Raw genomic sequence first — 20,376 nt, 5'->3', positions numbered from 1 at the left:
CCACTTACTGAGGGCCTATAGCTCAGTTGGTTAGAGCAGAGGACTCATAATCCTTTGGTCCACGGTTCGAGTCCGTGTGGGCCCACCAGATACGACAAAGCCGCGCGATTGCGCGGCTTTTTCATGCCTTTCTGTTAGCCAGGAAACTACGCTCGTTTCTTCGGGGCATGCCCTGTACCAACCGACCTGCTTGCGTACTTGCCAGACGTACGTCGGGAGACACTACCTGCTTCCGCCTCCGCCAACCGGAGTGCCTCCCACCCCTTCATAGCCAAGGCAACGGTCTTCGGCACGGGTTTTTCGCCACTACGGTAATAGGCCAACATCCGCCTGCTCAGCCCCAGTTCCTGGGCGGCACGATCCAGCGTCAGTTCATGCTTGGCCATCCAGTTCCAGATGAGTTCATGTGAGCACTCTCCCGCCTGTTCCACTGCGCGTGCACGAAGGTTGTCAGCAGCAAGTTCAAGATTATCGTCACCGGCCCAGATGACCGTATCTTTCCACTCCCCGATTGCAGCCGTTGCGAAAATCTTGGGATCGGTAAGGGGGGCCAATGTCGCGTGCTTCCCGATGACTTCGTCCAAAGCCACGCTGAATTGCTGTCCATCCGCAAAGGTAAGCCGCAATGACCCGGGGGCCAACACGGAAACCTCTGTCAGCTGGAAATGTTTGTTGGTCATGGATTCAGCTCCTCCCACATTGCTAGCAATCGAGCTCTGTTTCGCGAAGCCCACTCGAGCGCTTCACTCATCTCACGCAGGGACAGCCGCGAACCACCGAAACCGGCCAACGGAGTTAGGTCATTGATCGCAATCAGTGCCTGACGACCGTCACTGAATCGCAGATGGAAATGCGGCGGCAGATGGTCATTCGCATACAGGCAAATCACGCAATTGGACAACCGGTGGATCGTGGGCATGGGATTATCATACAGTGCAATGGTTGCACCAGACAGTACCATCCGAGCATCCCGCCCACAGCTCCAAAAATGTAACTCTTCTGATTACTCCCCGATCGGCCGCATCTCGACCTGCCGCGGGTTGTAGAAAGTCATACAAGCCGGAACATCCCGCGTAACCAGCGACATCGCGCCAATCACCACGTTATCACCAATGTCGATACGGTCAGCAACGATGCAGCTGTTGGCGCCCATGCTCACGTTGTCGCCAATGCGCAGCGCGTAGTCTTCCAGACCGAGGGTCTTGATGCCGATCGAGCAATTCTGCCGGATGAAGAAATTGCGCCCGATGCCCACATGCCGGGTAATGACCACACCCGGCAGGTGGGCGATGCGCAGGCCGGGTGCGATCTGCGCGCCGATGTCGATGTCCACAGCGTACTTGAGGTTAAGCCGCTGCTGCATGCGCCTGGCGTGACGCCGGGCCAGGCCGCCGCGGGCATCGAGGTACTGGGCCACCCGGAAGGCGAAGAGGAAACCCAGCTTGTTGTCCTTGCGCGCGCGACGCAGCACGTTGAACAGCAGGCTGATGCGGCGTCCGGGCCTTTTCTTGTTGGAGACTTCCAGTCGCCAGCATTCGAGCAGGTGGTCGAGGTTCACACTGAGGTTCTCGTTGGACTAGCGTTTCATCATGCCGAACGCGAAGCCGTCGAGCCAGCGCGGTCCCTTTGTGGGAGCGGCCTTGTGCCGCGATGGGGCGCGCAGCGGCCCCACGATTTCAGCTCCGCAGCAGATATTGCCAGGGCTGCTGCGCAGCCCTTTCGCGACACAAGGCCGCTCCCACAAAGACCGCTTCGGCTGGGCCGGTGGTGACTGGCCTTGCCCTGATCGGCACTGGCTGGCTAGGCTAGCAGGCCAACCGTAGAGACTCGCCATGTCGGATTCCCGCTCCATCACGCTGGATGAAATCGATCGCCAGCTGATCGCCCTGCTGCAGATCAACGCCCGCGAAAGCGTCGCCACCCTCGCCCGCCAGCTGGGCATCGCCCGGACCACGGTCAACTCGCGCCTGGAGCGGCTGGAGAAGAACAAAGTCATCTCCGGCTATGGCGTACGCCTGGGCCAGACTGTGATCGGCGGCGGGCTGCAGGCATATGTAGGGATCAAGGTGCAGCCGCGCTCCGGCAAGGAAGTGGTGCGACGCCTGAGTGCAATGGGGCAGGTGCAGCAACTGTGCGCGGTGAGCGGCGAGTTCGATTATGTGGCCTGGCTGCGGACGGACTCGCCCGAACAGCTGGACCAGTTGCTCGACCAGATCGGTAGCGTCGACGGGGTGGAGAAGACCACCACGTCGATCATTCTCAGCAGTAAGGTGGACCGCGGGCAGCCGCTCTGAGGCCGCTGGCGGTCAGACCTCCTGGCCGTCGAGCAGGCCCTCCAGAATTGCCGAAAGGCTTTCGGCGGAATGCTGCATTGACCAGACGATGTCACGGCTGCGCTCTGGGGCGTGGTGCTGGGCGTAGTCGGTGGCAATCTGGTTGAGGCCGCGGGCCAGCAGGCAGGCGTGAACCAGGGCGTCGGCGGCGTCGATGCCGGGGCGGAGGGTGAAGAGCGGTGGGTGGCTGGATTCGCAGTTGCAGAAGGGTTTTTCAGCGGTTGGTTTGAGCTTTTTGGGTTGGTCGGGTAAGCGGTCGGTCATGGTATAGCCTCCAGATCACAGGGGTGATTGGCGGCCAATCGCATCCTTCTCACGGGAATAGGGTGGCAGCCATGCGCGAGGTGAGAACCGGCGAACTTGGAGGCGCGTACCCGGCCAGGCAAAGCCTGCCCGCGCACAGCTGCCATAGCAGTGCGCCTCCAGAAAGATCAGCGGGTTCTCACGCCCGATCGCCGAATTTGCGGCGACCCCGTGAAGTTAACGATGAAACGATTCCCGCGAAGCCAGACCGAGGCGATAGCGGGCGTAGGGTAATTCTTTATTTAATGGAACGGGTGTAAGAACTGTCTGATCACCCGAATCGCAAAGCCAGAACGTTTCCCTGTGGGAGCGGGTTTACCCGCGAATGCTGCTGTGAATCCACCGACGCATTCGCGGTCAAACCCGCTCCCACAGAGTACGCGGTGCACCAGCGATCTCAGCGTTGCAGCTACAAGCCCATCAGACGCGCTGATGCTTTTTGTCACCAATTGACCGTACGTAAATCACGTAGACATATGGAGAATGGGGATATTCACAAGAGGCTCCCCCAATGCCACGCAACCTGTTCACTGAACTCGCTGAAGGTTTTGACGCGCTGGCCGAAGAGCGCGAAGGCAAGAAGACGCTACGCTCGCACAAGGTCAGCTTCACCGAACTGACACCCTTTGCCCCTAATGAGCTTCTGGAGCTGCGCCAGCGCCTCAACATGTCCAGGGCACTGTTCGCAAAGCCTCTCCGAACCAATTCCAGAACGCTGGAAAACTGGGAGCAAGGCCGCTTCAGGCCCAATGCGCAAGCAGTCGCACTGATTCGTCTAGTGCAGAAATACCCTGAGACGGTGGATCATTTGGCATCTTTGGCCTGATTCGTCAAAAATAATGAAAAAGTGGCTAATACGACGAACAAAGCTACATTCAGACAACACTCTGCATCTTAATTACGAACACCCCACTCCCTAAAATGACCCCCAGGCATCTCCTATACTCAGGCTCCGCTCCCCGCGCAGCCCTCTGGCAAGGTCATTTCATGAACAACAAGAACCGCCACCCCGCCGACGGCAAAAAGCCCATCACCATTTTTGGCCCGGACTTCCCATTCGCCTTCGACGACTGGCTGGAACACCCGGCAGGCCTTGGTAGCATTCCGGCTGCGCGCCAAGGCGAGGAAGTGGCAATCGTGGGTGCTGGCATCGCCGGCCTTGTGGCGGCCTACGAGCTGATGAAGCTGGGCCTCAAGCCAGTGGTATACGAAGCCTCCAAGCTGGGTGGCAGGCTACGCTCGCAAGCCTTCAACGGCACCGACGGGATCATCGCCGAACTCGGCGGCATGCGTTTCCCGGTGTCGTCCACCGCCTTCTACCACTATGTGGACAAGCTGGGCCTGGAGACCCGCCCCTTCCCCAACCCGCTGACCCCGGCTTCGGGCAGCACGGTGATCGACCTGGAAGGCCAGACCTACTACGCCGAAAAAACCAGCGACCTGCCCAAGCTGTTCCACGAAGTGGCCGACGCCTGGGCCGACGCGCTGGAAAGCGGTGCCCAATTCGCCGACATCCAGCAAGCTATTCGCGACCGTGATGTGCCGCGCCTGAAAGAACTGTGGAACAAGCTGGTGCCGCTGTGGGACGACCGCACCTTCTACGACTTTGTCGCCACTTCGCGCTCGTTTGCCCAGCTGAGCTTCCAGCACCGTGAAGTGTTCGGCCAGGTGGGCTTCGGCACCGGCGGCTGGGACTCGGATTTCCCCAACTCGATGCTGGAAATCTTCCGCGTGGTGATGACCAACTGCGACGACCATCAGCACCTGGTGGTGGGCGGCGTCGAGCAGGTACCGCAAGGCATCTGGCGCCATGTACCGGAACGCTGCGTGCACTGGCCGCAGGGCACCAGCCTGAGCGCACTGCACGGCGGCGCGCCGCGTGGCGGGGTGAAGCGCATTGCCCGTGCCGCCGATGGCCGCCTGGCAGTCACGGACACCTGGGGCGATACCCGGCACTACAGCGCCGTGCTTGCTACCTGCCAGACCTGGTTGCTGACCACCCAGATCGACTGCGAGGAATCGCTGTTCTCGCAGAAGATGTGGATGGCCCTGGACCGCACCCGCTACATGCAGTCGTCGAAAACCTTTGTCATGGTCGACCGGCCATTCTGGAAGGACAAGGACCCGGAAACCGGCCGCGACCTGATGAGCATGACCCTTACCGACCGCCTCACCCGCGGCACTTACCTGTTCGACAACGGTGACGACAAGCCCGGGGTAATCTGCCTGTCGTACGCCTGGATGAGCGATGCGCTGAAGATGCTGCCGCACCCGGTGGAAAAACGCGTGCAGCTGGCGCTCGACGCGCTGAAGAAGATTTACCCGAAAACCGATATCGCCGGGCACATCATCGGCGACCCGATCACCGTTTCCTGGGAAGCGGACCCGTACTTCCTTGGCGCCTTCAAAGGCGCACTGCCGGGGCACTACCGCTATAACCAGCGCATGTACGCGCACTTCATGCAACAGGACATGCCTGCCGAGCAGCGCGGTATCTTCATCGCCGGTGACGACGTGTCATGGACCCCGGCCTGGGTGGAAGGCGCGGTGCAGACGTCGCTGAATGCAGTGTGGGGTATCATCAACCACTTCGGTGGCAGCACCCACCCGGACAACCCCGGCCCAGGCGATGTGTTCGACGAGATCGGCCCGATCGCCCTGACTGACTGATTGAAGGAGGCGCCATGCGCATTGCTCTGTTCCAGGGCACCCCCCAGCCGCTGGACGTGACCGGTAACTTGCAGCGGCTGCGCCACCAGGCGCAGTTGGCGGCCGAGCGCGGTGCGCAGTTGCTGGTGTGCCCGGAAATGTTCATCAGCGGCTACAACATCGGCCTGGGCCAGGTCGAGCGCCTGGCCGAAACCAGCGACGGCCTGGCAGCCATGGCTGTAGTGGAGATCGCACAGGCGCACCGCATCGCCATCGTGTACGGCTACCCGGAGCGCGGCGATGATGGGGCAATCTACAACAGTGTGCAGCTGATCGATGCGCACGGCCGCAGCCTGAGCAACTACCGCAAGACACACCTGTTCGGCGAACTGGACCGCTCGATGTTCAGCGCCGGCAGCGACCACTTCCCGGTGGTCGAGCTTGACGGCTGGAAGGTTGGCCTGCTGATCTGCTACGACATCGAGTTCCCGGAGAATGCCCGGCGCCTGGCGCTGGAAGGTGCCGAGCTGATCCTGGTGCCGACGGCGAACATGGAGCCCTATGACTTTGTCTGCCAGGTGACCGTTAGGGCACGGGCGCAGGAGAACCAGTGCTACCTGGTGTATGCCAACTACTGCGGCGCGGAAGACGAGATCCACTATTGCGGGCAGAGCAGCATCATCGGCCCGGATGGCAGCGTGCTGGCCATGGCTGGGCGCGATGAGTGCCAGTTGCTGGCGGAGCTGGAGCATGAGCGGGTGAGTCAAGGGCGCGAGGCTTTTCCCTACCTCACCGACTTGCGCCAGGAGCTGCACCTGCGCAAGGGGTGATGGCTACCAGCGGGAGCTTCTCGGGTCTTTTGGCAGATTGCATCAGGCAAGCACCTTTGAGCCCTGATGCGATCCCTATGCGGCCGGGCCTGCCAACAAATGGGTTAGCATGGACAACATCCACCGGAGCCCCCATGCCTGATGCCACCCGCCACCTCACGCTCGCCAACGGCCTGCAGCTGACCCTGCGCCACGCCCCGCGCCTGAAGCGCTCGGCGGCGGCCCTGCGGGTGCACGCGGGCAGCCATGACGCCCCGGCCAAGTGGCCCGGCCTGGCCCACTTTCTCGAACACCTGTTCTTCCTCGGCACCCCGCGCTTCCCGCTGCATGACGGCCTGATGCGCTATGTGCAGGCCCTCGGCGGCCAGGTCAACGCCAGCACTCGTGAGCGCAACACCGACTTTTTCTTCGAGGTGCCTTCCGCTGCCTTTGCCGGAGGCCTCGAACGCCTGTGCCAGATGCTTGCCCAGCCAGACCTGGGCATCCAGCGCCAACGCCGTGAACGGGAGGTGATCCACGCCGAGTTCATTGCCTGGTCGCGCAACCCGCAGGCCCAGCAGCAGTTTGCCTTGCTGCAATCCGTCTCGCGCGCGCATCCGCTGGGCGCTTTTCATGCCGGTAACCGACACACCCTGGCCCTGCACGACCCGGCTTTTCAGCAGGCGCTTGCAGGCTTTCACCAGCGCTTCTACCAGGGCGGCCAGATTGTCTTGAGCCTGTGCGGCCCGCAGCCGCTGGATGAGCTGGAACAGCTGGGTCGGCAACATGCCGCGTTGTTCGCAACGGGTGAGCACGTACCGCAAGTCCCGCCGCCGCCACTGGCGCCGACGCCCATGCCGCATGTTTTCACGCACGACAACCTCCCGGCAGGTGCCGAGCAGGCACTGGAGCTGCTGATCGCCTTGCTCGGCGACAGTCGCCCAGGTACCTGGTTGGGTGCACTGCGCCAACGTGGCTGGCTGCACAGTTTCAAGGCCGAGCCGCTATACGCCTTCGGCGGGCAGCTGCTGTGGCACATTGAGCTGAAGCTCGGCGCAGACGCGTGCACCGACGAAGCCACTGCCCTGCTGCACAGTTGGTTCGGTTTCATTCGCCGGGCCGAGCCTGCCCTGTTGAACCGCGAATTCGGCTTGCTGCAGCACAGCCGCGAACGCAGTGTCAGCGCGCTTGAGCTGGCCCGCCGGGACAGCAGCAAACAGCCGTTCGCCGGGCTGGATGCGCAAGCGATGCAAGCCTTCCGTGCCCTGCTGGAAGGCCTGCCCTGCACCGAGGGTGGTCAATGGCACCTGCCCCCTGTCGACGCTTTGCTGATGGCAGATTTGCCCACGGCCCCGCCGCAGCCACTGCCGGTGGCGCTGAAAGTAAGCGAGCTACTCCCTGGCACCCGCCAATACGCTGCGCTGTACTTGCGCTGGCATGTAACTTCGACGCTGCGCCAGCACTTGCAGGGCGTGCTCGAACAAGCCCTCGTGCCACTGCAGGAGCGCTGCGGGCGTGCATCGGTGCAGTTGCAGTTCAGCAGCGCTGGCGAGTACTGGCAATTACGCTGCGCCGGGCTGCCGGCAGCTGTGCTTCGGGCCGTGGAACAGGCCTTGGCCCTGATGCGCAAGCCCCCAGCCAGTTGTTGGCAGCCCTGCGCAGCAGCGCGTCCGGCGCTGGTGCCCATCCGGGCCTTGCTCGAACAATTGCCGCAGGCAGTATCAGGCGGGCAGCCCGCCCCTGTAACTGCCCGCACGCTGGAACAAGCGCAACTCGACAGCCTGTGGCAGCACACCCATTGGCAGGGGCTGGCCGCAGGCTTCGAAGATGCCGCGCTAGCCGCTTTGGCTGCCGCACTGCAGCACTGCCCGGGGCAAGGTTCGTCGGTCGCCCCAGCGCCCAGATGGGCAAAGCGACGCTGGCAGCATGCCGTGGTGGCTGGCAGTGAGCATGCATTGCTGCTGTTCTGCCCTGTCCCTGCGGACAACGAAGCCACAGGCCGGCTGCTCGCCCAATTGCTGCAAGGTCCGGTCTACCAACGGCTACGGGTCGAGCTGCAACTCGGCTACGCGGTATTCAGCGCCTTTCGTCAGGTCGAGGGCGTGGGCGGCTTGTTGTTCGGCGTGCAGTCGCCGCACACCAGCCCTGCCCGCATCCTCGACCACATACTCACCCTGCTGGGTCACGGCGTCAGCCTGGATCCGGCTGCCCGCCAAGCATTGGCCGGGCAATTCGACGAAGCCGCCATGGCCAATGCCGAAGTCGCCGAATGGGCGTGGCAGACACACCTGGCTACACAACCTGGCCAGCTACAGGCGCTACATGGGACTATTCTGAAAACGCGGCAGACGGATCTGGACCAGCTGCTGAGCAACCTGCTCGACCCAGGGTCCACCTGGCTATGCCTGGCCAACGCTGCCGCGCCAGACTCTTCCTGGCGCTGAGCCAGTCCGGCGATTGTTACGCGAACTGCAAGGGCACTTTTCGAATAATTAACCTTTCGGTACAAAATTTTCTTGTAAGATAGCGCAATCCCAGTTTGGGGAACCTCCTGCACATGGCGGTACCCAAGTAGTAGCTCAGCCACCCAAAACCCATCCGGAAGGAGTAATCCCATGTGGACCAAACCTGCTTACACTGATCTGCGTATCGGCTTCGAAGTCACCATGTACTTCGCTAACCGCTAAGCCCGGCTTACGGTTCCACGCCTCGGCCCGCCGGGGCGTTTTCGTTTTTCCGATCCGGTTTTCTGCATAGCCGGTTTTCTGCATAGAGAGTGGCCATGTTCATCCAGGTTCTCGGCTCCGCCGCCGGTGGCGGGTTCCCACAGTGGAACTGCAACTGCGTCAACTGCAAAGGCTTGCGCGATGGCACCCTGCGGGCCACGGCACGCACCCAGTCGTCCATTGCCCTGTCCGACGACGGCGTGCACTGGGTGCTGTGCAATGCCTCCCCCGACATCCGCGCCCAGCTGCAGGCATTCGCGCCCATGCAGCCGGCCCGTGCCCTGCGCGACACCGGCATCAACGCCATCGTCCTGCTGGACAGCCAGATCGACCACACCACCGGCCTGCTCAGCCTGCGCGAAGGCTGCCCGCACCAGGTGTGGTGCACCGAAATGGTCCACCAGGACCTCTCCACCGGCTTCCCGCTGTTCAACATGCTCAGCCACTGGAACGGTGGCCTGCAGTGGAACCGCATCGAGCTGCAAGGCAGCTTCGTGATCGACGCCTGCCCCAACCTGCGCTTCACCCCGTTCCCCCTGCGCAGCGCCGCGCCGCCCTACTCGCCGCACCGTTTCGACCCGCACCCGGGCGACAATCTAGGCCTGCTGGTGGAGGACACCTGCACCGGCGGCAAGCTGTTCTACGCCCCGGGCCTGGGGCAGGTCGATGAGAAGCTGCTGGCGATGATGCATGGCGCCGACTGCCTGCTGGTCGATGGCACCCTGTGGGAAGACGATGAAATGCAGCGCCGCGGCGTGGGCACCCGCACCGGCCGCGAGATGGGCCACCTGGCACAGAACGGGCCCGGCGGCATGCTGGAAGTGCTCGACAGCTTCCCGCGCCAGCGCAAGGTACTTATCCACATCAACAACACCAACCCGATTCTAGACGAAGATTCGCCCGAGCGCGCCGAGGTACTGCGCCGGGGCGTGGAAGTCGCCTTCGATGGCATGAGCATCGAGTTGTAAACACTCTGCAAGGCAACACAAGACCCTGTGGGAGCGGGCACGCCCGCTCCCACAGGGGCCGTGTATGTCCGGCCAGACAATCCTTCTACAGGAGCCAGCGGAATGAGCGACGCACTGCCAATGTCCCCTGCCGAATTCGAGCAGGCCCTGCGCGCCAAGGGCGCCTATTACCACATCCATCACCCCTACCACGTGGCGATGTACCAGGGCCGCGCCACCCGTGAGCAGATCCAGGGCTGGGTGGCCAACCGTTTCTACTACCAGGTCAACATCCCCATGAAGGATGCCGCGATCCTGGCCAACTGCCCGGACCGTGAAGTACGCCGCGAGTGGATCCAGCGCCTGCTCGACCACGATGGCGCTCCCGGCGAGGACGGCGGCATCGAAGCCTGGCTGCGCCTGGGCCAGGCCGTGGGCCTCGACCCGGACCAGCTGCGTTCTCAGGAACTGGTGCTGCCGGGCGTGCGTTTTGCCGTGGACGCCTACGTCAACTTCGCCCGCCGGGCCAGCTGGCAGGAAGCGGCGAGCAGCTCGCTGACCGAGCTGTTCGCCCCGCAAATCCACCAGTCGCGCCTGGACAGCTGGCCGCAGCACTACCCGTGGATCGACCCGGCCGGCTATGAGTACTTCCGCACCCGCCTGGGCCAGGCTCGGCGTGACGTGGAGCACGGCCTGGCGATCACCCTGCAGCACTACACCACCCGCGCCGGCCAGGAGCGTATGCTGGAAATACTGCAGTTCAAGCTGGATATCCTCTGGAGCATGCTCGACGCCATGAGCATGGCCTACGAGCTGAACCGCCCGCCCTATCACTCTGTCACCCAGCAACGGGTGTGGCACAAGGGGATCACCCTATGAGTCTCGACCGCAACCAGGTGCCCAGCTGGCGCCCCGGCTACCGCTTCCAGTACGAGCCGGCGCAAAAAGGCCATGTGCTGCTGTACCCCGAGGGCATGATCAAACTCAACGACAGCGCCAGCCTGATCGGTGGCCTGATAGACGGCCAGCGTGACGTAGCCGCTATCATCAGCGAACTCGAACAGCAATTCCCCGGTGTCCCGGAAGTGGCCGATGACATCGAGCAATTCATGGAGGTGGCCCGTGCCGAACACTGGATCGTCCTCGCCTGACGTGCCGCCCACGCCCGAGGTCGGCCTGCCGCTGTGGCTGCTGGCCGAGCTCACCTACCGCTGTCCGTTGCAGTGCCCGTACTGCTCCAACCCGCTGGACTTTGCGGCCCAGGGTCAAGAGCTGAGCACCGAACAATGGTTCAAGGTAATGGCCGAAGCGCGGGAAATGGGCGCGGCACAAATCGGCTTTTCCGGGGGCGAACCGTTGGTACGCCAGGACCTCGCCGAACTGATCGGCGAGGCCCGCCGACTGGGCTACTACACCAACCTGATCACCTCCGGCATCGGCCTGACCGAAGCGCGCATCGCCGACTTCAAAAAAGCCGGCCTGGACCACATCCAGATCAGTTTCCAGGCCAGCGACGAGCAGGTCAACAACCTGCTGGCCGGCTCGAAGAAGGCCTTTGCGCAAAAGTTGGAAATGGCTCGCGCAGTGAAGGCCCACGGCTACCCGATGGTGCTCAACTTCGTCACCCACCGGCACAATATCGACAAGACCGACCGTATCATCGAGCTGTGCATCGCCCTGGAGGCCGACTTCGTCGAGCTCGCCACGTGCCAGTTCTACGGCTGGGCGCACCTCAACCGCCTGGGCCTGTTGCCGACCCGCGCCCAGCTGGAGCGGGCCGAGCGCGTCACCAACCAATACCGGGACAAGCTCAAGGCCGAGGGCAACCCGTGCAAGCTGATCTTCGTCACCCCGGACTACTATGAAGAGCGCCCCAAGGCCTGCATGAACGGCTGGGGCAACCTGTTCCTCACCATCACCCCCGACGGCACCGCCCTGCCCTGCCACGGCGCTCGCCAGCTGCCGGTGCAGTTCCCCAACGTGCGGGATCACGACCTGAAACACATCTGGTACCACTCGTTCGGCTTCAACCGCTTCCGTGGCTACGAGTGGATGCGCGAACCGTGCCGCTCCTGCGACGAGAAAGAAAAGGACTTCGGCGGCTGCCGCTGCCAGGCCTTCATGCTGACCGGCGATGCCAGCAACGCCGACCCGGTGTGCGCCAAATCGGCCGACCACGGCATCATCCTCAAGGCCCGCGAGGAGGCAGAAACCGCCCAGCTCGCCATCGAAGAGATGACCTTCCGCAATGAACGAAACTCACGTGTCATCGCCCGCGGCTGAATTCAGCGCGGCACAAGCGGTTGCCGCCGGCACCGACTTCACTGAACTGAAGGTCAGCGACCAAGGCCTGTTCTGGAACGAATTCCGCCCGGCCGATGGCGCTTGCCGCATCTGGCACTGGCAGTACCAGCAGGCCCGCTGCCTGACGCCCGACGGCTTCAGTGTGCGAAGCCGGGTTTACGAGTATGGCGGCGGCAGCTTTTGCCTGAGCGACGACGGGCTGGTGTTCGTCAACGAAAAGGATCAGCAGGTCTACACCCAGCATCTGTACGACTCACCGCCGCGCGCCGTGACCCGTGATGCCAGCTGCCGCTACGGCGACGTGCAGTGGCACAACGGCACGATTCTGGCCATCGAGGAGCAGCATGCCGAGCAGGTGGAGCATCGCCTGGTGGCGTTGGGTGAAGGCTGCCGCGAGGTGCTGGCCGAGGGCGCCGACTTCTACGCCGCACCCACCGTGAGTGCAGATGGCCAGCGCCTGGCGTGGATCGAATGGGACCGCCCGGCACAGCCCTGGACCGTCACCCGGCTGATGTGTCAGACGCGCGACGCCCACGGCCACTGGGGGCAGGCGCGGTGTGTGGCCGCCGCTGAAGAGTCGTTGCAGCAACCACGGTTCGATGCCGAGGGCCGGCTCTACTGCCTGTCCGACCGCAATGGCTTCTGGCAGCCCTGGGGCGAGGTCGATGGGCACTGGCAGCCGCTGCCAGCAGAGCCTGCCGACCATGCCGCTGCACCTTGGCAACTGGGTACCTGCACCTGGTTGGCGCTAGGGCCGCAACGCTACCTGGCCAGCTGGTTCGAAGACGGTTTCGGGCAACTGGGACTGCGCACGCCCGACGCCCCCACGGAACGGTTCGCCAGTGCGTATACGCGCTTTCGCCACCTGGCCATGGATTGCCAACACATCTATGCCATTGCCGCCTCGCCAATCAGTCCGCCAGCAGTCATAGCCGTCGACCGTAGCAACCACGAGGTGCGCGTGCTCGCCGGTGGTGCCGAGATACTCCCGGCGGAGCAGATCAGCCTTGCGCAGTCGATCCACTATGGCAAGGCAGGCAACCAGGCCCACGGTTTCTTCTACCCGGCGGCCGGCGGTGAACGTGCCACGCCGCTGGTGGTATTCATCCACGGCGGCCCTACCTCGGCCTGCTACCCGGTGCTCGATCCGCGCATCCAGTACTGGACCCAGCGCGGTTTCGCCGTCGCCGACCTCAACTACCGAGGCAGCACCGGCTATGGCCGGGAATACCGCCAGGCGCTGCACCTGCGCTGGGGCGAAAGCGATGTGGCCGATGCCTGCGCGGCAGTCGAATACCTGGCTGCCCAGGGCTTGATCGACGGGCGCAAGGCGTTTATCCGCGGCGGCAGCGCCGGTGGCTACACCACCTTGTGCGCCCTGGCATTCCACGACGTGTTCCGCGCCGGCGCCAGCCTGTACGGGGTCAGCGACCCGATTGCCCTGGGCGTTGCCACGCACAAGTTCGAAGGGGATTACCTGGACTGGCTGATCGGCGACCCGCAACAGGATGCCGAACGCTATCGCCAGCGCACACCGCTGCTGCACGCGGGGCAGATCAAGGTGCCGGTGATTTTCTTCCAGGGTGAGCTGGATGCGGTGGTGGTGCCCGAGCAGACACGGTCGATGCTGGCCGCGTTGCAGGCTAACGGGATCGAAGCTGAGGCGCACTTCTACGCGGGAGAGCGCCATGGGTTCCGCAAGGCGGAGAACCTGGCCCATGCGCTGGAAGAAGAGTGGAAGTTCTATTGCAAGGTATTGGAGGGCTGACCCCGGGGCTGCGTTGCAGCCCCAATCGCCGGCAAGCCAGCTCCCTCAGCTACTGCACTGGCCTTGAGTGCGGCGCAATCCTCTGGGAGCCCGGCTTGCCGGCCATGAGGCCCTGAGTGGCTAGCGCTTGGCGATGATATACACGGCGTGCACGATGCCCGGAATGTAACCCAGCAAGGTCAACAAAATATTCAGCCAGAATGCTCCGGCAAACCCCACCTGCAGAAACACACCCAGCGGTGGCAGAAGAATGGCGATGATGATGCGAATAAAGTCCATGCGAGTCTCTCCTGAAGGGTTACATCAAAGACTAGCCGCCCGCCGTAGAGGTTCCACAGGCAAAAAAAAACGCCCCGGGCCGAATGAAACAGGCCAGGGGCGATGCGCAGGAACGCCAGACGGTTCGTAGAATTCTTTGCCAGACCGCTAAGCCGGCATCTCGCGGTGGGCCTGCTGCCGGGCATGCAGGCGGGCGAAGGCGCGGGCCAGGCGCAGCAGCATTTCGTCGATGTTGCCCTTGCTCACGGTCAGCGCAGGCGAAAAACGCACCACATCCGCTTGCGGCGCATTGAGCAGCAGGCCTTCGTGCAGAGCTGCGGCCACCAGCTCGCGGGCCAGGTTTTCTTTCAACTGCAGCGCCCACAACAGGCCTTGCCCGCGCACCTCGCCCTGGCCATAACGCCCGGTCAGGCGGCAGAGGCCTTCGCGCAGGTGGCGACCATTGTCCTGCACCTGTTCGAAAAAGCCCGGCTCCAGCACGGTATCCAGCACCGCCAGGCCAGCGGCACACATCAGTGCATTGCCATGGTGACTGCCTTCCAGTTCGCCTGGCTCGGCGCAGCACGCTGTACCACGGGCCAGCAGGGCGGCCAGCGGCACGCCACCACCCAGGCCCTTGCCCAGGGTGATGATGTCGGCCCGTACGCCGTAGGTCTGCTCTGCCAACATCGCGCCACAGCGGCCGATACCGGTCTGCACTTCATCGAGGATCAGCAGGATGCCCAGTTCGCGGCACAGTGTTTCCACACCCCTGAGGTATTCCTGGGTGGCAGGGATCACCCCCGCCTCGCCCTGTATCGGCTCAAGCATGATCGCCACCGTGCGCGAGTCCACCTCGGCGTGCAGGGCTGCCAGGTCGTTGAACGGCACTTTGCTGAAACCAGGCAGGCCGGGCTCACAGCGGATGCAAGGCAGTGGGTCGGAAGCCGACAGTGCACCCAGGCTGCGACCATGGCAGGCCTGGCTGGCGGTGATGATGTGATAGGCGCCGTTGCGGTGCAGCTGGCCCCACTTGCGCGCCAGCTTGATCGCGCCCTCACAGGCCTCGGCACCGCTGTTCAACAGGTACGCCTGATCGCTGCCGGTGCTCTGGCACAGGCGATTGACCAGCCCGAGCAGGCCGCGGCTGTGGAAGCCCGCGCCCGGATTGATCAGCGCCTGGGCCTGGTCGGCCAGCGCTTTCGCCAGCACGCTGGGGCTGTGGCCCAGGCTGTTGACTGCGCCACCTTGGGTGAAGTCCAGAAAGGCGTGCCCTTGGTTGTCCCACAACCAGGAGCCCTGCCCGCGCACGAATACCTGCGCTGCCCGTTCGGCGCTGGGCATCAGGCACTCACGCGAAAGCTCGGGTGCTTGCGCCACAACCACCGGCACACGCTTGGCCTCCGGGATGGCGGCAGGCGCCTGGCGGCGCAGGTTGAACAGGTTCATCAGGGCTCCAACCAATCACGGTAAGGGGCGGCCTCGGTGCGGTCTTGGTGCCGACACTCGATATTTTGCCTTGCCTATCAAAAGTGTTTTTCATCCGGGGTAACAATCAACCTGAATGTCGCTGTAACCCGTTGGAATACGGCGATAGACTAGGCCCAGCGAGGGGTTTCGACCATTTCGTTTTCCCAGCATTATTGATAAGTGTCGCTTATGGATTTCCGCCAACTGCGTTATTTCGTCGCGGTGTATGAAGAAGGCCACGTCGGCCGCGCCGCCGAGCGCCTGTCGCTGTCGCAGCCAGCCCTTTCCCAGCAGATCCGCCAGCTGGAGCACAGCCTCGACCTGAGCCTGTTCGAGCGCAGCAATAAACGCCTGCTGCCGACCCTGGCCGCACACACACTGTACAACCATGCCCTGCCACTGCTGGACGGCATGCAGCGCGCCCACGAGGCCATGCGCAACTTCAAGGGCCAGTCGCTGCGCACCCTGGCGATCGGCGTGTTGCAGACCGTACGGCCAAGCCTGGTGCCACAACTGCTCGAACGGCTGCGCAAGGCGCAGCCGCACCTTGTGGTGCAGATCTATGAGTTATCGGGGCTGGAGATCGAACGGCGCTTGCTTAGCGGCAACCTGGACATCGGTATCAGCTACCTGCCGCCCCGTCAGCCCGGTTTGCATGGCCTGTTGTTGTACGAAGACGAGCTGCAACTGGTCATCCCCGATACCCACCCACTCAAGGATTTCAAGAAGGTGTCTATCCGCCAGGCCGCAGAGCTGCCGATGTTGATGCTTGGCGAGGAGTTTCAGATCCGCCAGATCTGGCAGGCCCAGCTGGCCAGCCTGGGCCGCCGGCCGCAGGTGCAGGCGGAGATGAACAACATGGCGGGGATTCTCGACAGCCTGGGCCACACGGCGCTGGCCACCATCTTGCCGGGGCGGGCCAAGGAAGCCGCCGAGGATGACCAGGGGCTGCTGTGGAAGCCCTTGAGCGAGCCGCGGGTGCCGCTGAAGGTCGGCCTGGTATTCCGCGATGCACAGCGCCAGCAGGCCTCCGTGGAACTGCTGCGCACGCTGCTGGAGGAAGAAACGGATGCTCGCCTGTTGGCGGCATCACCGCTGGATGTGTTGGCCTGAAAAAACACGCGCACAAAGAAAACCCCGCCGAAGCGGGGTTTTCCAGACTGTTTCCCTGTGACATCCGTATCGCCCCGCCATCCTGGCAGGTGGTCCTTCGTCGTCATCCTTGATCTGTCCTTTGCGCTTCCTGCGCAACGTCCATGTGGTAAAGATTAACCGTGGATCCAATCTGAGAACAGTGGTGAAAAGTCACCACGGCGTGTAGGAAAAAGCTTACACAGGGGGATTCACTCGCAAATCCGCCGAAGTGTCAGAACTGCTCGGCGTCCAGCAGGAACAGTGACTCGCTGCCTGCCTGCACCGAAGCCACCAGCGAATCCACCCTTGGCAGCAACCGCGCAAAGTAGAACCGCGCCGTGCCCAGTTTGCCCGAATAGAAGCCCTCATCCCCCTCGCCAGCCTGCGCCGCGCGAGCCATCAGCGCCCACATATAGCCGTAGGCGACATAGCCAAAGGCATGCAGGTACTCGACCGAAGCCGCGCCGATCTCATTCGGGTTGCCCTTGGCCTGCTGCAGCACCCACTCGGTCAACCCGTCGAGCTTGTCGAGCGAAGCGCCGAGTGGCTTGGCAAATTCCTGCAACTCACTCCCTGCACTGGCAATGAACTGGCGAATCTCTTCGGAGAACAGCTTGTAGTACGCCCCGCCACTGGCCACTACCTTGCGGCCCATCAGGTCCAGGGCCTGAATACCGTTGGTGCCTTCGTAGATCTGGGTGATCCGCACGTCACGCACCAGCTGCTCCTGGCCCCACTCCCGGATGTAACCATGCCCGCCGAACACTTGCTGGCCGTGCACCGTGCACTCCAGGCCCAGGTCGGTCAGGAACGCCTTGGCCACCGGCGTCAGCAGCGCCACCAGTTCTTCGCTGCGTTTGCGCACGATGGCGTCTTCGCTGTACTTGGCACTGTCCAGCTGCATCGCCACGTAGGTGGAGAACGCTCGGCCACCCTCGATCAGCGCTTTCATGGTCAACAACATGCGCCGCACATCGGGGTGCACGATGATCGGGTCCGCGGCCTTGTCCTTGGCCTGCGGGCCTGTCGGGGCACGGCTTTGCAGGCGGTCGCGAGCGTAGTCCACGGCGTTCTGGTAGGAGCGCTCGGCAGACGCCAGGCCCTGGATGCCAACGCCCAGGCGCTCGTAGTTCATCATGGTGAACATGGCCGCCAGGCCCTTGTTCGGCTCGCCGACGATGTAGCCGACCGCTTCGTCGAAGTTCATCACACACGTGGCCGAGGCCTGGATGCCCATCTTGTGCTCGATCGAACCACAGGTGGCCGGGTTGCGTGCGCCCAGGCTACCGTCTGCGTTGACCAGCAATTTCGGCACCAGGAACAGCGAAATGCCTTTCGGCCCGGCCGGGGCATCCGGCAGCTTGGCCAGCACCAGGTGAATGATGTTCTCGGTGAGGTCGTGCTCGCCACCGGTAATGAATATCTTGGTGCCGCTGACCTTGTAGCTGCCATCGGCCTGGGGCTCGGCCTTGGTGCGGATGATGCCCAGATCGGTGCCGGCATGCGGCTCGGTCAGGCACATGGAGCCGGCCCACACGCCGGCATACATGTTTGGCAGATACTGTTCCTTCAGTGCCTCGCTGGCATGGGCATTGATGGACAGGCAGGCACCGGCGGTCAGCATCGGGTACAGGCCGAATGCCAGGCTGGAAGCATTGACCATTTCCTCGACCTGCGCCGAGATGGCCTTGGGCATGCCCATGCCGCCAAACAACGGGTCGCCACCCACGCCTACCCAGCCGCCTTCGGCGTAGGTGTTGTAGGCCTCGATGAAACCGGCCGGTGTGCGCACCGCGCCGTTTTCCCAGTGGCAGCCCTCTTCATCGGCGGCGCGGCTGAGCGGCGCGATGGACCTGGCGGTGACCTTGCCGGCTTCTTCCAGCACAGCCATGGCTGTTTCGGCATCGACAACCTCGGCCAGCCCGGGCAACTGCGCCCACTGCTCGGCCACGTTGAAGACTTCATTCAGTACGAAGCGCATGTCGCGCAGCGGCGCTTTATAGTCAGCCATGACAACCTCTCGCTAATCGGGTCGGCGCGGTCTCGGAGAACCGCGACACTGGGGTTACTGGCAGTGTAACCGAACAACTTTTACGAGACATAGGGTCATCAATAGACCGCATGGTCCGTTTCGGTCACGCCGTACGTACTGCTCCACGCTGCGATTGTTGCCCATGCACCATGACACAATTGCGCCCCGCGCCCTTGGCGCTGTACAGCGCCTGATCGGCGGATTTCAACACGGCCTCGGGGTTGCGATGGTCGATCTGGCGCTCGGCCACGCCAATACTGATGGTGACCGAAACTGTCCCCCCAGCGCTGCCGGCCCGCCGCTGACGCCCGGCTGCATCATCCTGCGGGCGGCTATGCTGGTCGCGCAGGTGCATCACGTAGTTGGCGATCAGTTCGCGCGCGGCTTCCACGTGCGGCACGCATTCCTCGGCGGTCTTGCCGGCGAACACCAGGGCGAACTCTTCGCCGCCATAGCGATAGGCGCGACCACCGCCGGTAACCTTGGCCAGGCGGCTGGCAACCAGGCGCAACACCTGGTCGCCGACGTCGTGGCCATGGGTGTCGTTGAATTTCTTGAAATGGTCGACATCGGTCATCGCGATCACATAATTGCGCCCCAGGCGCTGCATGCGCTCGTTCAGTGCGCGCCGCCCGGGCAGGCCGGTCAACTCGTCGCGGAAGGCCATCTGGTAGGCCTCATGCGCTACCGCCGCAGCGATCATCAGCATCACCTGGCTGCACATGATGTTCAGGGTGAACGGCAGGATGAACGTTTGCGGCAGCATCCAGAAAATGCCCAGCAAGCCCGTCACTTGCGCGGCGTGCAGTGGCCGTGGTGCACGCAGGTACTGCACCACCAGCAGGATGAACACGACAATGAACATCGGGTAGACCAGCTGGATAAGGCTCATCCACTGGCCATGCAAGGCCGGCCAGCGGATCTCCGCCAACCAGCTCAGCAGCGCCTGCGGGTAGCTTTGCTCCAGGGCTACCGCCACGCTGCCCACGGCAAACAGCACGGCGCCGCGGGCAACCAGGTCCTGCAGCAGGTGGGTACGCTCCTGCCAGGCCCCGTACAACCCGAACAGGGCCGGCAGCAGCAGGCACACCAGATGGAAGATTACCGCCGCGTCCTCGCGCACGCGGCCGTGATCCCGGTAGAAGTCGGTCTGGGCGTCGAGCAGGAAGTAGGCGATGTACACCGTGAGCATCAGGAACAGCTCCCGCTGGCGCCGGTAAACCGCACAGTAAGCGCCGCCCAGCAGCAGGACCAAGGTGGGTAGTACATTGAACAGCGAAGTGAAAAAGACACTGAGGTCTCTAACGTAGGCTGCGGCAAGCCCTGCCAGCAACAAGAACAGCGAAGGCAGAAAATGGCTTGCCCGAACAGCATTAAAACGAAACAAGGGTAATCTCCAACCCGGCAGATCAATGATGGCATTGTGCCCATACTTCATCGGCAGTGCACATGAACAGTTGAATTTGCGGTTGGATCAGATGGCCTCATCGCCGGCAAGCCAGCTCCCACAGGTACTGCACTGCCTTTCAGGCCACCTTGATTCCTGTGGGAACTGGCTTGCCGGCGATGGGCCGTACAGCGGCCCCAAAACGCACAAAACCCGCCTGCCGATGAAGGCAGGCGGGTTTTGGCTACAGCGGGTG

20 protein-coding genes and 1 tRNA gene are annotated in these 20,376 nt (G+C 63.2%); 13 read left to right on the top strand and 8 right to left on the bottom strand.

Going from position 1 to position 20,376, the window contains the following annotated elements; genetic code table 11:
• The first annotated feature begins 11 nt into the window (after positions 1 to 11).
• Positions 12 to 88, top strand: a tRNA-Ile gene (locus AC5O5I_RS01890).
• A 58-nt stretch (positions 89 to 146) separates the two neighbouring features.
• On the opposite strand, the gene AC5O5I_RS01885 is transcribed toward AC5O5I_RS01890, so the two are convergent.
• From AC5O5I_RS01885 to AC5O5I_RS01875, 3 genes are all read right to left on the bottom strand, one after another.
• On the bottom strand, positions 147 to 680 hold the full coding sequence (locus tag AC5O5I_RS01885) for a DUF2442 domain-containing protein (protein WP_494511996.1): 534 nt from the start codon (positions 678 to 680) through the stop codon (positions 147 to 149).
• Positions 677 to 919, bottom strand: a complete 243-nt coding sequence (locus AC5O5I_RS01880) for a DUF4160 domain-containing protein (protein WP_172228719.1) — start codon at positions 917 to 919, stop codon at positions 677 to 679. Before AC5O5I_RS01880 ends, AC5O5I_RS01885 begins: the two co-directional genes overlap by 4 nt.
• 84 nt (positions 920 to 1,003) lie before the next feature.
• Positions 1,004 to 1,558, bottom strand: a complete 555-nt coding sequence (locus tag AC5O5I_RS01875; protein ID WP_172228713.1) for a serine acetyltransferase — start codon at positions 1,556 to 1,558, stop codon at positions 1,004 to 1,006.
• Positions 1,559 to 1,832: 274 nt separating this feature from the next.
• Here AC5O5I_RS01875 and AC5O5I_RS01870 point away from each other — a divergent pair, with 274 nt between their 5' ends.
• A complete protein-coding gene (locus tag AC5O5I_RS01870) occupies positions 1,833 to 2,294 on the top strand; it encodes an Lrp/AsnC family transcriptional regulator (protein ID WP_172228711.1) in 462 nt (153 codons plus the stop codon).
• A 12-nt stretch (positions 2,295 to 2,306) separates the two neighbouring features.
• Here the strand turns inward: AC5O5I_RS01870 and AC5O5I_RS01865 are convergent, their stop codons facing one another.
• Entirely contained in the window at positions 2,307 to 2,597 is a 291-nt protein-coding gene (locus tag AC5O5I_RS01865) for a hypothetical protein (protein ID WP_172228709.1), read from the bottom strand.
• 550 nt (positions 2,598 to 3,147) lie between these two features.
• Between AC5O5I_RS01865 and AC5O5I_RS01860 the strand changes: the two genes are divergently transcribed.
• From AC5O5I_RS01860 to AC5O5I_RS01815, 10 genes are all read left to right on the top strand, one after another.
• A complete protein-coding gene (locus AC5O5I_RS01860) occupies positions 3,148 to 3,462 on the top strand; it encodes a helix-turn-helix domain-containing protein (protein ID WP_172228707.1) in 315 nt (104 codons plus the stop codon).
• 161 nt (positions 3,463 to 3,623) lie between these two features.
• A complete protein-coding gene (locus AC5O5I_RS01855) occupies positions 3,624 to 5,306 on the top strand; it encodes a flavin monoamine oxidase family protein (protein ID WP_494511995.1) in 1,683 nt (560 codons plus the stop codon).
• 14 nt (positions 5,307 to 5,320) lie between these two features.
• Positions 5,321 to 6,115, top strand: a complete 795-nt coding sequence (locus tag AC5O5I_RS01850) for a carbon-nitrogen hydrolase family protein (protein ID WP_172225127.1) — start codon at positions 5,321 to 5,323, stop codon at positions 6,113 to 6,115.
• A gap of 134 nt (positions 6,116 to 6,249) precedes the next feature.
• Entirely contained in the window at positions 6,250 to 8,538 is a 2,289-nt protein-coding gene (pqqF, locus tag AC5O5I_RS01845; RefSeq protein WP_494511994.1) for a pyrroloquinoline quinone biosynthesis protein PqqF, read from the top strand.
• 171 nt (positions 8,539 to 8,709) lie between these two features.
• Positions 8,710 to 8,781: a pyrroloquinoline quinone precursor peptide PqqA gene (gene pqqA / locus AC5O5I_RS01840; protein ID WP_003243383.1), complete on the top strand. Its 72-nt coding sequence runs from the start codon at positions 8,710 to 8,712 to the stop codon at positions 8,779 to 8,781.
• Positions 8,782 to 8,876: 95 nt separating this feature from the next.
• A complete protein-coding gene (gene pqqB, locus AC5O5I_RS01835) occupies positions 8,877 to 9,788 on the top strand; it encodes a pyrroloquinoline quinone biosynthesis protein PqqB (protein WP_494511993.1) in 912 nt (303 codons plus the stop codon).
• A gap of 102 nt (positions 9,789 to 9,890) precedes the next feature.
• Positions 9,891 to 10,646 (top strand): pyrroloquinoline-quinone synthase PqqC, encoded by a 756-nt coding sequence (gene pqqC / locus AC5O5I_RS01830; protein ID WP_172225136.1) that lies wholly within the window; start codon positions 9,891 to 9,893, stop codon positions 10,644 to 10,646.
• On the top strand, positions 10,643 to 10,918 hold the full coding sequence (gene pqqD, locus AC5O5I_RS01825; RefSeq protein WP_172225139.1) for a pyrroloquinoline quinone biosynthesis peptide chaperone PqqD: 276 nt from the start codon (positions 10,643 to 10,645) through the stop codon (positions 10,916 to 10,918). Before pqqC ends, pqqD begins: the two co-directional genes overlap by 4 nt.
• The gene (gene pqqE, locus AC5O5I_RS01820; RefSeq protein WP_494511992.1) at positions 10,890 to 12,050 is read left to right on the top strand and encodes a pyrroloquinoline quinone biosynthesis protein PqqE; all 1,161 of its coding nucleotides are present in this window, start codon (positions 10,890 to 10,892) and stop codon (positions 12,048 to 12,050) included. Before pqqD ends, pqqE begins: the two co-directional genes overlap by 29 nt.
• On the top strand, positions 12,016 to 13,839 hold the full coding sequence (locus tag AC5O5I_RS01815; protein WP_494511991.1) for an alpha/beta hydrolase family protein: 1,824 nt from the start codon (positions 12,016 to 12,018) through the stop codon (positions 13,837 to 13,839). Before pqqE ends, AC5O5I_RS01815 begins: the two co-directional genes overlap by 35 nt.
• Before the next feature lie 120 nt (positions 13,840 to 13,959).
• On the opposite strand, the gene AC5O5I_RS01810 is transcribed toward AC5O5I_RS01815, so the two are convergent.
• Positions 13,960 to 14,118 (bottom strand): YqaE/Pmp3 family membrane protein, encoded by a 159-nt coding sequence (locus tag AC5O5I_RS01810; protein ID WP_033727371.1) that lies wholly within the window; start codon positions 14,116 to 14,118, stop codon positions 13,960 to 13,962.
• Between the two features lie 147 nt (positions 14,119 to 14,265).
• On the bottom strand, positions 14,266 to 15,546 hold the full coding sequence (locus AC5O5I_RS01805; RefSeq protein WP_494511990.1) for an aspartate aminotransferase family protein: 1,281 nt from the start codon (positions 15,544 to 15,546) through the stop codon (positions 14,266 to 14,268).
• A gap of 210 nt (positions 15,547 to 15,756) precedes the next feature.
• Here AC5O5I_RS01805 and AC5O5I_RS01800 point away from each other — a divergent pair, with 210 nt between their 5' ends.
• Entirely contained in the window at positions 15,757 to 16,680 is a 924-nt protein-coding gene (locus tag AC5O5I_RS01800) for a LysR family transcriptional regulator (RefSeq protein WP_172225151.1), read from the top strand.
• Between the two features lie 253 nt (positions 16,681 to 16,933).
• Here AC5O5I_RS01800 and AC5O5I_RS01795 read toward each other — a convergent pair whose 3' ends face one another.
• Positions 16,934 to 18,712, bottom strand: a complete 1,779-nt coding sequence (locus tag AC5O5I_RS01795) for an acyl-CoA dehydrogenase C-terminal domain-containing protein (protein ID WP_172225154.1) — start codon at positions 18,710 to 18,712, stop codon at positions 16,934 to 16,936.
• Positions 18,713 to 18,836: 124 nt separating this feature from the next.
• Positions 18,837 to 20,120: a GGDEF domain-containing protein gene (locus tag AC5O5I_RS01790; RefSeq protein WP_172225157.1), complete on the bottom strand. Its 1,284-nt coding sequence runs from the start codon at positions 20,118 to 20,120 to the stop codon at positions 18,837 to 18,839.
• Positions 20,121 to 20,376 lie beyond the last annotated feature (256 nt).

Source organism: Pseudomonas sp. 9_2_1 (assembly GCF_059295275.1).
This window is presented reverse-complemented; position numbering and strand designations above follow the sequence as displayed.